Annotated in this window: 11 protein-coding genes, 1 tRNA gene and 2 pseudogenes; 4 read left to right on the top strand and 10 right to left on the bottom strand. The window is 42.5% G+C overall.

Features of this window, described 5'->3' with window-relative positions; translation table 11 throughout:
• Window position 1 precedes the first annotated feature (1 nt).
• Both bcsQ and BCT49_RS07970 read right to left on the bottom strand, forming a co-directional pair.
• Window positions 2-784 (bottom strand): cellulose biosynthesis protein BcsQ, encoded by a 783-nt coding sequence (gene bcsQ, locus BCT49_RS07975; RefSeq protein ID WP_102434785.1) that lies wholly within the window; start codon window positions 782-784, stop codon window positions 2-4.
• Window positions 781-978 (bottom strand): hypothetical protein, encoded by a 198-nt coding sequence (locus tag BCT49_RS07970; protein ID WP_065585144.1) that lies wholly within the window; start codon window positions 976-978, stop codon window positions 781-783. The genes bcsQ and BCT49_RS07970 overlap by 4 nt, the downstream gene beginning before the upstream one ends.
• A gap of 476 nt (window positions 979-1454) precedes the next feature.
• On the opposite strand from BCT49_RS07970, the gene bcsE reads away from it, so the two are divergent.
• From bcsE to bcsG, 3 genes are read left to right on the top strand one after another with little or no spacing between them, the layout of a single operon-like run.
• The gene (gene bcsE / locus BCT49_RS07965) at window positions 1455-3038 is read left to right on the top strand and encodes a cellulose biosynthesis protein BcsE (RefSeq protein ID WP_102434784.1); all 1584 of its coding nucleotides are present in this window, start codon (window positions 1455-1457) and stop codon (window positions 3036-3038) included.
• The gene (locus tag BCT49_RS25800; RefSeq protein ID WP_198595833.1) at window positions 3035-3211 is read left to right on the top strand and encodes a hypothetical protein; all 177 of its coding nucleotides are present in this window, start codon (window positions 3035-3037) and stop codon (window positions 3209-3211) included. The genes bcsE and BCT49_RS25800 overlap by 4 nt, the downstream gene beginning before the upstream one ends.
• A complete protein-coding gene (gene bcsG / locus BCT49_RS07960) occupies window positions 3211-4839 on the top strand; it encodes a cellulose biosynthesis protein BcsG (protein ID WP_102434783.1) in 1629 nt (542 codons plus the stop codon). The genes BCT49_RS25800 and bcsG overlap by 1 nt, the downstream gene beginning before the upstream one ends.
• An 84-nt stretch (window positions 4840-4923) precedes the next feature.
• On the opposite strand, the gene gltS is transcribed toward bcsG, so the two are convergent.
• The 5 genes and pseudogenes from gltS to BCT49_RS07940 form a co-directional block, all read right to left on the bottom strand.
• Complete coding sequence (gene gltS, locus BCT49_RS07955; RefSeq protein ID WP_102434782.1) at window positions 4924-6138, bottom strand: sodium/glutamate symporter; 1215 nt, start codon at window positions 6136-6138, stop codon at window positions 4924-4926.
• Between the two features lie 253 nt (window positions 6139-6391).
• Window positions 6392-6482, bottom strand: a tRNA-Ser gene (locus BCT49_RS07950).
• A gap of 180 nt (window positions 6483-6662) precedes the next feature.
• Entirely contained in the window at window positions 6663-7112 is a 450-nt protein-coding gene (locus BCT49_RS07945) for an L-alanine exporter AlaE (RefSeq protein ID WP_017105736.1), read from the bottom strand.
• A 248-nt stretch (window positions 7113-7360) separates the two neighbouring features.
• A pseudogene (locus BCT49_RS26380) lies at window positions 7361-7642 on the bottom strand (histidine kinase); the annotation flags it as partial.
• A gap of 137 nt (window positions 7643-7779) precedes the next feature.
• Window positions 7780-9928: pseudogene (locus BCT49_RS07940) on the bottom strand (ATP-binding protein); the annotation flags it as partial.
• Between the two features lie 172 nt (window positions 9929-10100).
• Here BCT49_RS07940 and BCT49_RS07935 point away from each other — a divergent pair.
• Entirely contained in the window at window positions 10101-10670 is a 570-nt protein-coding gene (locus BCT49_RS07935) for a UPF0149 family protein (RefSeq protein WP_017083925.1), read from the top strand.
• A gap of 110 nt (window positions 10671-10780) precedes the next feature.
• Here BCT49_RS07935 and BCT49_RS07930 read toward each other — a convergent pair whose 3' ends face one another.
• The 3 genes from BCT49_RS07930 to ybgF all read right to left on the bottom strand — a co-directional run bounded on the left by BCT49_RS07930 (window position 10781) and on the right by ybgF (window position 14081).
• On the bottom strand, window positions 10781-11812 hold the full coding sequence (locus BCT49_RS07930; RefSeq protein WP_102434780.1) for a potassium channel protein: 1032 nt from the start codon (window positions 11810-11812) through the stop codon (window positions 10781-10783).
• Window positions 11813-12024: 212 nt separating this feature from the next.
• On the bottom strand, window positions 12025-13086 hold the full coding sequence (gene nadA, locus BCT49_RS07925) for a quinolinate synthase NadA (protein ID WP_102434779.1): 1062 nt from the start codon (window positions 13084-13086) through the stop codon (window positions 12025-12027).
• A 206-nt stretch (window positions 13087-13292) separates the two neighbouring features.
• Window positions 13293-14081, bottom strand: coding sequence for a tol-pal system protein YbgF (ybgF, locus tag BCT49_RS07920; protein ID WP_048659646.1), 789 nt, complete (start codon window positions 14079-14081; stop codon window positions 13293-13295).
• Window positions 14082-14113 lie beyond the last annotated feature (32 nt).

The following is a 14113-nucleotide window of genomic DNA, read 5'->3' as shown; positions in this document are numbered from 1 at the left end:
GTTAGCCCTGGGATTGCTTAGATGAAAACGTTGAAACGCACCAGAAAGCGAGAGACTGAAAATCTTTAGCAGCCTGACTAATCGGGGAAAAATGCTGAACAGTAGTAAGGTTAGCAACACAGTCCAGTAAGGCAGTATCACGATGGATCAGTACTGGCACTAATATTCGACCGTACTCTTTTTTCAAAACCAACATAAAATCACGCCCTACTTCAGTTTCTGGTTGATAGTGACTAATGAGAATTCGGAGTTTTCCCACAGCGACTAAGTCATGAAAGAGTGGATGATTTTGAATCCACGATTGAAGTGCACTATAGCTAAGTGCATCGGCCGTAATTGTAAGAAATACCGCATCTATTGCATCAATAGCGCCGTCGGCCAATAGGTTGTTTAGATCAGAAAGCTGCGAATGGAACAATTGCCACTGTTCACCCTGCTCTTCGCTCGCATTTAACGTGGTTTCAACTAATGAGTTCAGGAACTGAGCTCTATTCTGTTCGAATTGATTCTGTTGTTTGGAGGATAACTGACCGAAGGGAAGGAACACCGCGCCTTGTGGGCTCTGATAGCCAGCTTCAAATAAGGAAAGATTGTGCAACACTTTTGCTGCCCATCCATCGTGCTCGTCATTAATGAGGCCTAGATGGAGCCTCATTAAATTCTCAGGTGAAGCATCTATCGCCAGTACCTGCTTATTGATCTTCACTAAAGCCTGAGACAGATTCGCAGTAATAGTCGTAGAACCACAACCACCGCGCAAGCTAACAAAAACGAGACGTTTCATATCGCTTTCGCTTCTAAACCTGTCTGCTTTTTACCAACAAAATGTTCGGTATCGTTGACTCGCTTTGATTGAAATATTAACCACTTACTTTTCACTTGTGTATAAGACTCATTCTCTGTCATTTCGATATACTGATGTTCAGTTAAGTTATATGAAGCGTAGATCGAATTAATGTCTTTTGCTGGTTCAGCCACTCGATATTTCCAAAATAAAAGCACAAAAACACAGAGGTAAAGACGTTCCTGTCAATTCCTTAAGTCTGTATCCATTACGCTGATAACAATTTAACGCACGAACCTATGCGCAGAATCTTAGTAGAATTTAAAAAATGAACCGTGGAACCTTGATTCGCACTCGTTCCATTTAATAAATGGTGTCTTCTTAGGTATTGAGTAATGAATAATTTAAAGCCAAGTTGTAACTGCTTATTAAATATCTATATTTAAAATCAATAGCACGGAAAGATTCATTCACAATGACTATAGTATACGGTGTGATACATGACTTTTTGAAAAATTATAATATCTCTATTTTAATTTTCGATCAAACTTGATTAAAATATCTACGTCATTTTATTGTCATAAATTAGTTGCGTAGCTTTAAAGTATAACTCCCTTCGTTATATTCTATTTACCAGCTGATAAATAAACCACTGAACTTAAGGAACTTTATGCACTCGATTCATGGATTACCGGTGACCACCAGTGAAAGAGAGTATGAATCTGTATACGTCAATTTGTTTACTCATAAGCGACTAGCAATTGATTCCTTATTCAACTTACTAAAAAATCAAGGCAACACATCACTTACAATCTTCACAGACAAAGAAACATTCTTGACTGGTATCACTGACGAAGTCACCTCAAAGATCAATAACTTAGCCAATACATCACTAGATCAAATGTATTTTGTTAATAACCATCAGCCAAAGAAAACCATTAACCCTATTTTGCTATCCAGAGATATTCACAGGGTAAATATAAAGGCAGGTTCTACTTATATTTTATTTATTCATGACTCCTTACTCGCTCATTGTAATGACAATGAAATTAATGAGTTTCTACGAAACATCGAAAAGTTGTCCATTAACAAAAACCTAGCCATCAGTTTGTGTATTTATGGGAACCTTGCAACATCCATATTAAAACCTAAACTGCTCACGAATAACCGATATATAGCTGGGTTAGCTACTATGACACCAATAGACGAGTCAACTTATAATTACCTCGTTGATTTTTGGTCGAACAAACATGGGGTTAAGTCAGATAGTGAATATATTCTAACAAGCTCAAACAGCCATCAATTGGAAGCCACTTTGAATCAGAGCCTAAACTCAGCAGGCACTACTGAAGACAGAGCAGACAGCGATCGGATTTATGTCAGTAAAGAAGTTTTAGGTGAGGGCGTTAAGGCACCCAAAAGCGTGCATTTAGCCAATGACAATCAAACACTATTGAGCATGATTGATAGTCCAAGAGCATCAACCGTGATCTTTAGTTGTGGCGATCAAAGTGAAGTCAGGCAGCTAGCTATCGACTGTTACAGGTTGCGAGCTAAAGCGGGTAATCAGTTAAAAATAGTTATTCGTGAGACCAACCAGTGTCTGCGATATACAGATGAAAAATTTCTACTGCGGGCAGGAGTCAATTTGATCTGTCCAGTTCAAGTTCCTCACATGCGCTTTATGACTCAGGTCGAGGCCATACAAGGCCAGGTGTCGACTCGATCCTTACCTATAAATGTTGAATCACTGCTCAAATATGATCTTAAGTTCGGCAACAAAGGCTATTTACTCAACAAAGAGTTCACTAATTATTGTAGCGATGTTATTGCAATGTCATCACGCTCAAGCATTCGATTTGCACTGATCAAGCTTAATCTATTACCCGGAATGACCCCAGAGGAATGCTTGCGACTTTGCCATATTCGCCGAGACGGAGATATTGTCACCGCCTGTAATAATGCCCTGTATGTTCTTTTTAGTGCTATCCGTCATAACGATATCAATGTTGCGCTGAATAACATCTTCGAGTTTCCTATTCGCGATCTGTTCCATACGGTTCAAACCTATGACACTCAACATGATATCGAAGCCGAACTGCAGAACATCATAGAAGATCAAACTGCAATCTCACCTGAAGTATCGAAACTAACCACAGAACAGAAAATATTTTCAGATATTTCTCAACCCATTGCTGACATACCTCCCCTATTCGCCATAAAAACAGTCATCGCCTCTAAGGGAAATATATGAACATTAACGATTTTCTGCTTACGGCAAGCATCAGTATCTCTATCGGGATGCTACTAGGGTACTTCCTGCGCGATGCTATTGAGCTTGGTAAACGCTTTTATCAACGTCATCTCACTCGTTCACGATATTTCGAACAAGATGTGATTATCACTAAAAATAAGAAGCTTAAATAATGAAACCTCATGTTAAGGATTCCATTTATGCAAACCTAAGTTTAGGTTGGTGGAATATCTATTTTATCGCAAAAGTAGCCCTTTTCGCTCAAGGGACAATTGACTTCCACCCAGTTGAAAACTTCGCTTTATTACTATTTATACTGCTCCCAGTGACAGTGAAACCGATCAACGCATTTCGCCACCTAATAGCTATAGTGATAGCAGCTTGGCTATTACATTATGACTCTTACCTTCCACCACTGGATAGGCTTTGGGCACAAGCGGGACAATTGATCCAGTTTGAGATCGGATACCTTATTGAGCTTATGGGTAGATTTGTTTCAATCGAAACTCTCGTTGGCTTATTCACACTATGTGCGGGTTACTTCATTCTAAGTAAATTTTTGCGCATCTCAGTCTTTGTAGTGATAGCCATGCTTTATGTCAGCCTGCCGGACAATACCGACTCTTCTGCTCAAGTTGTTGTTAGTTCAGATTTACCACAAGAGAATGCTCCTACAGAGCAACGTCCAGAACAACCGCAAATTGCTGAAATAAACGATCAGTCCCTCAACAAAATGACAGCCGACTTTTTCGAAAAAGAAGCGTCTCGCTCTGTCTCGTTTAGTCAGGACACTAATGCAGATGCACCGTTTGATTTGCTGTTCTTAAGTATCTGCTCTGTTGCATGGGACGATATAGAGATTGCTGGATTAGCAAATCATCCATTGTTTAAAGAGTTCGACATCATGTTCGATAACTTCAGTGCTGGCACCTCGTACAGTGGCCCTGCTGTTATTCGACTCTTAAGAGCGAGCTGCGGACAGCAAGAACACAGCCAACTGTTCGCATCAGCGCCATCAAACCAATGCTACCTGTTTGATAACTTGAAAAATCTGGGGTTTGAAGAGAACCTGTTAATGAACCATAACGGTGTATTCGACAGCTTCCTCGAGCTAATAAAGAAGGATGGGGACTTACAAACAGACCTCATGTCTCAAGAAGGATTTAAACCTTACCAAAAGTCATTTGATGGCTCATCGATATTCAGAGACAAACAAGTCCTAGATAACTGGCTACAGCAGAGGCTCAATAGCAGCGACGAAAAAGTAGTCGCACTGTATAATTCAATATCATTGCATGATGGCAATAGAATCATCAATTCAAAATCCAGTACTTCAATGATCAGTTATAAAAAACGTTTGAAGAACCTACTTGATGACCTTTACGGTTTTTTCAAGCAACTTGAAGCGTCGAAACGCAATATCGTCGTTGCTCTCGTACCAGAACACGGAGCAGGTATGCGTGGTGATAGAATGCAAATACAAGGTATGAGAGAAATACCCGCTCCTGCCATTGTACATACCCCGGTTGGCATTAAAATTTTTGGAGAAAATATTGAGCGTAATGGTGAAACCGAGCATGTTAAAGCACCTTCAAGCTATCTAGCGCTTTCACAATTGGTTGCCAATATTTTAGAAGACGATATCTATAGTCGCCGCCAATTCACCCCGGCTAAACTAGCTGAAAACCTGCCAGAAACACCTCTAGTGGCACAAAACTCGGGGTCGACAGTGATGGAGGTAGATGGAAAGTACTACATCACTCTCGATGGTTCTAGTTGGATTGAATACCCAAATAAATAAAAGGTTACCTACGGACAATCAAAAAATCCCTATCAACAAAGTTGGTAGGGATTTTTACTTTTATGTTAGAAATAACAAATACACTTACATCCCGACAAAAAAGCTAATCACCAGTGCGTTAATCAAGTCGACAAAGAAACCACACACTAATGGCACCACGATGAAAGCTTGTGGGCTTGCGCCATAACGATGCGTCACGGCAGTCATGTTGACTATCGCTGTAGCAGTCGAACCCAGAGTGATGCCACCGAAGCCCGAACATATCACCACCGAGTCATAGTTTCTTCCCATCAAGTAATAAACGACAAAGATGGTAAACAGCAGCGAAAGCAAAATCTGGATACTCATTACAACGGAAATATAACCAAACAGCCCGTCAAGATCCCAAATACGCAGCCCCATCAAGGCCATGGTCAAGAACATACCTAAGCAGATGTCAGAGATCATCGCTAAGCCTTTGCGGCCTTGAGCTATTTTCTCTTGCGTGCGGCGCTTCTTAAACAGTGCTCGACCAATATTTCCGATCAAGATACCGGCGATTAAACAGCTTACGAATAACGGAAGTTTTAAGCCCATCGAATCAATAACTTCACTCAGGCTGTAACCAAGCATCAGAGTGAGGTTTAAAATCAGCCATGCCCACAACACGCCGTAGTGACTCAATTCAGTGCGTGTTTCGCTTTCTTGGTACGCACCAACCGTCACGTCTTCTTCATTAGACGGGCTGATCTTGTGTTTATTAAGTAGGTAGTTTGCAATTGGACCACCAATCACACACGCCGCAATTAAGCCAACCGTGTTTGACGCCACACCGAGCTCTAGCGCGTTCGAAATACCAAACTCTTCAACGAACATTGGCGCCCACGCCAACGTTGTACCTACGCCGCCGATTAAGCTCACTGAGCCCGACAACAAGCCCGCTTTAGGATCCATGCCAAAGCCCGAAGCTACGGCCATCCCGGCCACGTTTTGTAACACGATAAAGACAGCGGCAAGAAATAACAGAATGAACAGCGGTCGCCCACCCTTGATCAGCGTTTTAATATCCGCTTGAAGTCCGATGCCAGCAAAAAAGTAGAGGAGCAAAAAATCTCTGACATCTAGGCTAAAAGTGATTTGGATTTCAAAAATATAGTAAAGCGCTGCTACGGTAGCCGCACAAACAAAGCCACCGATCACAGGCTCTGGCAGTGAATACTTTCTTAATACTTCAGATCGCTCGATCAAACCTTTACCGATAAACAGTAAAGAGATCGCGATGGTAAAGGAGAGCATTGGAGAAACGAGGGTTTCTGTCATGGGGTAATAGATTCCTAATGGTAAGGTTATTCATAATGTTGCTTACCCTTAATCATCTAGATCCAGACCAAAAAATCAAGCGTTTATCGGTGACAAAAACAGCTAATATGGATCAATTTGAGTCAGTATAAATAGAGGAAATGACTATCAAGAAATGATTTAAGAAACTCATACTCGGATGTATGTAGATGACGTGAAATATAGAGGCTCTAAAACGAGAAAACCCCAGCATTTCTGCTAGGGTTTTGAATAGTGGTGGAAGGATGGGGATTTGAACCCCAGATACGCTATAAACGTATACTCGCTTTCCAGGCGAGCGCCTTAAGCCACTCAGCCATCCTTCCACAAATTGTGTGTTGAGCTTGTCACTCAACGAGGCGCTACTTTATTGATTCTGCTTGCTTTGGTCAAGGGGCATTCTCAAAAAAAGTGCCTTTTTCGGCTTGTTCGATTACAAATTAACTCATTAGATCAAAAACAAACCAAATTTCATTCTATCGTTGTACTTACGCTTGTTGCTTTTCTTAAGCTTGTTGATAGTAGCCCGGAACTCTAAACCATTTACGGCACATATCTAAGAAGTAACCGTACAACACGCCCATACCACATGAGATAACAGCGTTACTGGTTACAGCGGTAACGATCTGGTCGCTTGAAGCACCAACAGCCAATAAAATACCGGCATACACAGGCGACTGGAACAACACGTAAGCTAAAAGGTCAGATATATTCTTCATCAACGAACTTTGTGAAAGCTTTGCACCATTACGCAAAAACCAATCACGAAAAACGCCATAAGGCCAAGCGATAGCAATGTTTACTGGAATAGATAACGTTCGAGAAGCAAGAGATTGCTCAAACGTCATACCTGAAATAAACACTTCTACGATCATGCCAGAGATAAAACAGAAAACTACCATAGCAAATGTATCCGCCGCTGCGTTACGGATACAAAATGGACCACGAGACTTCATTGATGCTAAACCTAAAATATATCACTGCCTATTGAGTGATTTAGTAACATATAAATAAGGTGTATTTACACCCTACCAGATAATGTCGCTATTAAATCATAAGATTAGCAGTCATACATTCCAAATTAAAAATCAAGTTGTAAATTAACAACCAAAAACCATTTAAAAAGCAGTCACTTCCACCAAAAAATCACACCAAGGTCAAATAATAGACAATTCGTCATTTACTTTCTGTAATTAAACAACATCTAGGCCATTGGTAGATTTACAGTAATGATATTGATGACATCTTGAGAAGGGAGCTCTCCCAAAGAAACCTGTTCAAGTGCCTTATCAACTTGATAGGTCAGTTCAGCATTGTTCATAGGCTTAACGTGAACACGCAGGCTCTCTAATGCAAATTGAATCAACTCTAGATTATTGTCTTCGAGCGCCACGTAGAGCGTGACCAGGAGTTCTTCTGTATTGTCTTTGTTTCGCAGATCAGGTTTAGGCAACGAACGACTTTGGCTTTTTTCCCCATGAGGATGTGCTTTGGGAGCATTTCCGTTATGCCAGTTTAATTCGTGTTTCTCTATTCCATGTTTTGCTATTCCATGACTTTCTCTTTCATGAATAGCTTGATCATGGTTGTTGTCGCGATTAGCACTGTCACTTTGTTCATTATCGCCCTCTTCCTCGTGGAACTGGTAAAGCTTGTTTGAATAACGGAATAAGGCGTCATCAAGCTCTCGCTCATCGATTGGTTTTGCAATAATGTAATCCACACCAGCGCCGAGCATACGTTCACGAGTCTCTTTGAAGACATCAGCAGTACAACCAAATATCAAGACAGATGAAACATCGCCAATTAGAGCGCGAATCGCGGTTGTTGATTCCACACCATCCATCACTGGCATATGGTTATCCATCAACACCAAATCAAAGTGCTCAGCAACGACGGCTTGTATGGCAAGCTCACCATTTTCTACACTTTTACACGTGAACCCTTTACTGCTCATGAAGGTTTCGATGATGACGGTATTGGTTCGGTTATCTTCAACAATCAACACTTTCAAGCCAGAGTAATCCAACTTCTTATGTGGCAAACTCTCGATCTCGCCAGGCTGACAAGGTTGTATCTTCAATCGAACATCGAAGCTTGTACCTATGCCCTCTTCACTGGTAACGGTAATACTGCCATCCATGAGCTGAGCAATCTTCTTCACAATCGCCAAGCCAAGGCCAGTACCGCCAAAGCGTCTTGTGGTCGACGACTCAGCTTGTTCAAAAGGCTTAAAGATACGCTTTTGGGCTTCTTTAGAGATACCAATTCCGGTATCGCGAACTCGAATACTGAGGTAGGTGTCGCTCCCTTCTACAATTTCTTTCAGGTACACCTCAACAAAGCCTCTAGAAGTGAACTTCACGGCATTGTTCAGTAGATTAAACAAGATTTGACGCAGGCGTGCTTTGTCCGAGAAGTACCAACGGCCAGAAGGCACCTCAGAATACACTTTAAATTGAAGTCCTTTCTCGGATGACAATGTGTAGTAGACGCTGTTAATACTGCCGATGATCGAATCAAGCGGGAATCGAGTCTCATCGAGATCTAACCTGCCCTGCTCGATCTTTGAGTAATCCAATATTTCATTGAGCAAAGTCATCATATGATCGCCCGAATCGTACAAGCTCTTAAGATGCTTCTCTTGTTCAGAATTTAGAGGCGTTTTGAGCAGGATTTGAGCGGTACCCAATACACCATTCATTGGCGTACGGATTTCATGTGACAGGGTCGCGAGGAAAGCAGTTTTAGCATTGGTTGATGCCTGAGCTTTGACCTTTTCCGCTTCGAGGTAAATGGTCTTTTCGTTGAAGGTTTTAATCAAGTGACCGATTTCATCATCACTGGAGTAATCAACATCGATGATCTCACCCGCTTTAGATCCATCGACCTTAGCGGCAATGGTTGTTATCGGGCTAATCAAATAGCGATTCAACAAGTAGTAACCGGCCATTACACACAGTAGTAATAGCGGCACAATACCACCCTCGATACTCATCACTTGGCGAAAGACTTCATCTGCCACACGTGACTTTGAGTTAACCACGTCTACTTGCCAACCGAACTCGCCAAATTGGCTGCTACTGATGTAGATCCCTTCAACGAGATTGAAGTTATGAGACACCAAGACTTGGTTGAGTTTATCTCTCAACGTAATACCGAGGTTGTACTCTTCTGCGTGGTTTTTAATGAAACCCAATAACTCTTCAAGAGAGAGATCTACTGTCGCAATCCCAGCAAAGGTTCCGTCGTAATAATAAGGGGAAGAAGCCGTGATCATTCGAACGTGAGTGTATGGGTCGATATACACATCGCTCCACGAGATGGTTCCTTGAGGCTCGTCGACAACAGACGTATACCAATACTCTTCGTGATAAGGGGCGTTTTTAGGGTTGTTGTAAGAAAACAGCTGGTCAATAGTGCCATCGTCAGCTTTGTTGAAAAAATAACTGTTAAGCAGCTTCTTAGAATCTAAGACGTAAGGTTCTGGCCAAATGCCCGCGCTGACGATCGTGTCATCGCTCGCCGCCAACATCGACTTAAACAGCGGGATGACATCCTCACCATTACGATGTGCCTGAGCAAAACCAACTAAACTATCAACAAAGCCTTGAGAACTGCTGAGTGGCTCTGTAATCAATGAAGATAACAACTCTGTACGCAAGTCGAGGTTTTGTTGTAACTTGGCACGCACAGGGGATTCTACGACGTAATACGTCACACTGCCGACAATGGCAATAAACATTGCAAGGTATAAACCAAGCGCTACCATGCTTTTTTTCTTAAGAGATGACCGTATCTGCATAATTTTTTTTGTTGTTTTCTTTTCTGTTAAACCTAGTGTTTATCACCAACGACATCAAGCCTTTTTAGATTGAAGCTTGATTGGCACAAGTTCATTGGTACTATAAGCGCAAATATGTTCCCTTTTACGGTACCTCACTTTGACCTTACAAGATATTCTTGCGCTTCCAGAGTTGGAAGGAAAGCTAATCACAGAACACAAAACCATGGGATTTGTCACTGCAATGGCAGCGGCGCCTAATGTGTTAACACCGCATGAGTGGCTACCGTTCCTTTGGGGTGGCGAAGAAGTTGCTCCATTTACAGACGGTGAACAACTTGAAAGCTACATTGAAGTTATCATCACGCTTTGGAATAAAACACGCCCTGAGCTAATCGAAGGTACTTGGGTTTGGCCTGAAGCTTGCCAATTGGATGATGCAGAAGTGGTGAACACTGCTGCCCGTGATTTCTGTGAAGGCTTACTTCAAGGCTGGCAGATCGCCCGTGATGACTGGGAAACACTGATGCCTGAAGAGAGCGAAGACAACGCACTTGTCGGGGGTGTATTACTTTCTCTAAGTATGCTTTACGATCCAGAAACGTCAATTGCAACGCTTGCAGAACAAGGCATTGAAGGCCTAGAGCAATTCGAAGAGATCTTCAACGCGGTTCCTGTGATGCTTTGTGGACTAACTCAGCGTGGTATCGCACTAGCAGAAGCTCAATAAGCTAGATAAGCAGTGCAAAAGAATTAAGCTCAACTTGCTTAGCTCGATCAAACGATAACAAAAAGGCCTCACGATGAGGCCTTTTCTAGATCTGAAGGAACGGTGTTAGCTTAAAAGCCTTTCCAATCAAAATGATCGATACGTTCATCGGCAATATAAAACAACTTAGTCCCACTGCTGACAACTTGATCAAGTTCTGGGTTAAGTTCAATACCACTACCCGTATCAATCGCGATCAACGTTGCTTGATATTTCTCTTTAAACACAGAGAAAATAGGCGCAACGGTGACAGGCTCAGAGTTTTCAGGGAAGTACGTTGAATACTGTGTCATGCCTCTTGTGGAACTCAATAGCTCTTGGTGAAGCGCACTAGAACCAGGATCGACAGCAGCTTTGGCCAACATTTCCGCACCAACAGCAGGAATACATTCTGAATTAGGACAATGCTTGTGTAGCAGGTCGCTCAATGCTTCATCTTTAAAGTAAACCAAAAGGTGGGCCTTCGGGTTTCGGTTCGCACAGTAGAGCGCCGCAGATAAGGTGATGTCATCTTCCGGGTTATCAATCAGAATACAACTGGCTGACTCAATGCCCGTTTTCTCCATCTCTTTGCCATCAGTGTAGCTATTCACTTTGACGAAATTGATTTCGCCAGGTAACGGATTCTCAATATCTGAACGAGTACATAATACGATTGGTCGCTTGCCCGTTTCTTCATGCTGCAACATGCGAATGAGATGAATGGTTCTTTGCTCATTCCACCCAAGCATCAAAATGTGGTTGTCCACTCTAACTCTCCTTTTTCCTAGCAAGCCTGCTCGCCAATATTCAACACCTTCGGTTGCAACCTTACCGAGTAAAGCTGCGAAAAGGCTCAGTCCACCTGGAATAACAAATAGGATTACAATCCATCGACCTGCATCCGTTGTCGGTGAAAGGTCTCCGTAACCAACGGTTGACGCTGTCACGACTAGATAATAGGCAAATGTTGTGATTGAGTTGGTTAAATCCGTTTCACCAGCAACGTACAGCATCGACCACGACAAAAATATGTAGCCTAGAAACGTGAATAGTAAATTTTTGCCATTCAAAACAAAGATATTCGCTTTGATCCAGCGTTTGAGTTGTAACCAGATTATCATTCGAGCCTCTAATCCTTCTATCTTATTTACATGCTAGAAAAAATACGCGATATCAACAAGATGTATCATCAGAAAAAGATACATAAGATCAACATTGATATCGATAGCCAATATTCAGATACAAAAAAACCAGCACTCGGCTGGTTTTTTTCTTGATGGTGAAAGCAAAACAGTGATTAAGCTGGACTGCTTATATCATCACGACAACGAAATTAAGCGTTGCCTTTAACCTGTAGGTTAAGCTGTTCAGCAAAATCTAGCATGCGGTTCAATGGGATAAGAGACTTAACACGTAGTTCGTCAGAAACGAAAATTTCGTGTTGCTTACCACCATGCTCAAGTGCGTTTTCAATCGCTTCAAGGCCGTTCATTGCCATCCAAGGACAGTGTGCGCAGCTACGACAAGTAGCACCAGCACCCGCTGTTGGGGCTTCAATCAGTTCTTTTTCAGGAACTAATTGCTGCATCTTGAAGAAGATACCTTTGTCAGTCGCGACAATCATCTGTGGATGAGGGAGCTCTTTCGCTTTCTTGATCAGTTGGCTTGTTGAGCCTACCGCATCAGCCAGTTCAACAACACTTGCTGGTGATTCTGGGTGCACCAAAATAGCCGCTTCTGGGTAGACCGATTTCATTTTCTTCAAAGCATCCGCTGAGAATTCATCATGAACGATACACTCACCTTGCCAAAGCAACATGTCAGCGCCAGTTTGATTTGCGATGTAAGAACCTAGGTGACGGTCTGGCCCCCAAATAATAGGTTTACCTTCAGCATCTAGGCTTTCAACGATTTCTAAAGCGATGCTCGACGTAACCACCCAGTCTGCACGAGCTTTAACAGCGGCAGAGGTGTTCGCGTATACAACCACGGTGTGGTCAGGGTGAGCATCACAAAATTCTGTAAATTTGTCAGCAGGACAACCAAGATCAAGTGAACATTCAGCTTCAAGCGTTGGCATTAGAATGCGTTTTTCAGGCGTAAGAATCTTCGCAGACTCGCCCATAAAACGAACACCAGCGATGATCAAAGTGCTTGCTGAATGACGGTTACCGAACTTAGCCATTTCTAAAGAATCGCCAACGAAACCACCAGTTTCTTCAGCCAGAGCCTGAATTTCAGGATCTGTGTAGTAGTGTGCAATTAGAACTGCATATTTTTCTTGAAGTAGTTTTTTGATGTTCGCGATGTGGGCCTGTTTCTGAGCGTCGCTCAATGGAACTGGCTTCGGCGGAAACGGGTAAACTGTATCGATTTTATCTAGTATATGACTCATTGCTCTTGCTCTACGCAACTTCTTCCGAGGATTAGAGTATTCTACACAGGACAGCGATGAGGATCAAAAAGGATTGGTTGCAAGCGGTGTCTAGCTAATACTTAAAACGCATAAACAAGGTGATGCATTGGCGTCACAAAGCGGCTAAGTAAATATGGAGGAAGTAAATAGATATAAAAAAGAGGTACCTGAGCACCTCTATTTGTTTATAAGTGGGTTTTAGCCACTTTTGCCGAAGCACTGTTTGGGTACTCGGTCACGACTTGTTGGTAATATTTCTTAGCTTGCGTCGCGTTATTATTGCGCGCAGCTATGTCACCAAGCTTAACCAGCGCATCTGCTCGCTTGTTTGAGTCTTTGTACGACACAACAGCGGCAAAGCTCTTCACGGCTTCTTTATCTTGCTTCTTAGCGAAATAAAGCTGACCTAACCAGTAATGTGAGTTAGGTGTGAAGGTTGAATCTGGGAAGTCTTTTTGAAACTTTTGGAATGCTGCGATAGCACCCGTGTAGTCTCGTTGCTTTAGAATCATATCTACAGCATTTTGATAAGCGGTTTGCTCATCGACATCAGTACTGAACGTACCAGAAGCATCTTTAGAGCCTTCGCTCGCTGCCACTGCTACCGTTGCTGTTCCTGCTGCTTTCACCTCGCCTCTTACACGATCCAGTTCAATGAACAGTTCACGTTGGCGCTCTAGCATTTGCTTCATATCGTAACTGTTTCGTTCCAGCTCACCACGAAGTTCACTGATCTCCAGTGCCATGTCGTCGATTTGCTGTTGCATTTGAAGCTGAACGAGGTTGCGATTTTGAAGCAGGCGTTCTAAACGCTCAATATCTGATTCGTTAGATGCAGACGCTGCTCGAGAGGAAGATGATGAATTGGTTGCGGTGCTATTGAGATCGGATACTGGAGCTGGTGCAGCGAACGCGATGTTCGCTGCACTTGCCAGTAACGAAAGCAAAATGACTCGCTTTGTGTTACTGAACATGAGGCAATTCCTCAATTATATAGCCTACTAAA

This window comes from Vibrio lentus (assembly GCF_002875945.1).
GTDB lineage: Bacteria > Pseudomonadota > Gammaproteobacteria > Enterobacterales > Vibrionaceae > Vibrio > Vibrio apostichopi.
Note: the sequence above shows the minus strand (reverse complement) of the source record. Positions and strands in the feature narration are given on the sequence as shown.

Bases quoted from the DNA above. Each gene is read 5' to 3' on its own strand.
- bcsQ (WP_102434785.1), bottom strand. From the start codon at position 784: ATGAAACGTCTCGTTTTTGTTAGCTTGCGCGGTGGTTGTGGTTCTACG.
- bcsE (WP_102434784.1), top strand. From the start codon at position 1,455: ATGCACTCGATTCATGGATTACCGGTGACCACCAGTGAAAGAGAGTAT.
- BCT49_RS25800 (WP_198595833.1), top strand. From the start codon at position 3,035: ATGAACATTAACGATTTTCTGCTTACGGCAAGCATCAGTATCTCTATC.
- bcsG (WP_102434783.1), top strand. From the start codon at position 3,211: ATGAAACCTCATGTTAAGGATTCCATTTATGCAAACCTAAGTTTAGGT.
- gltS (WP_102434782.1), bottom strand. From the start codon at position 6,138: ATGACAGAAACCCTCGTTTCTCCAATGCTCTCCTTTACCATCGCGATC.
- BCT49_RS07945 (WP_017105736.1), bottom strand. From the start codon at position 7,112: ATGAAGTCTCGTGGTCCATTTTGTATCCGTAACGCAGCGGCGGATACA.
- BCT49_RS07930 (WP_102434780.1), bottom strand. From the start codon at position 11,812: ATGATAATCTGGTTACAACTCAAACGCTGGATCAAAGCGAATATCTTT.
- nadA (WP_102434779.1), bottom strand. From the start codon at position 13,086: ATGAGTCATATACTAGATAAAATCGATACAGTTTACCCGTTTCCGCCG.
- ybgF (WP_048659646.1), bottom strand. From the start codon at position 14,081: ATGTTCAGTAACACAAAGCGAGTCATTTTGCTTTCGTTACTGGCAAGT.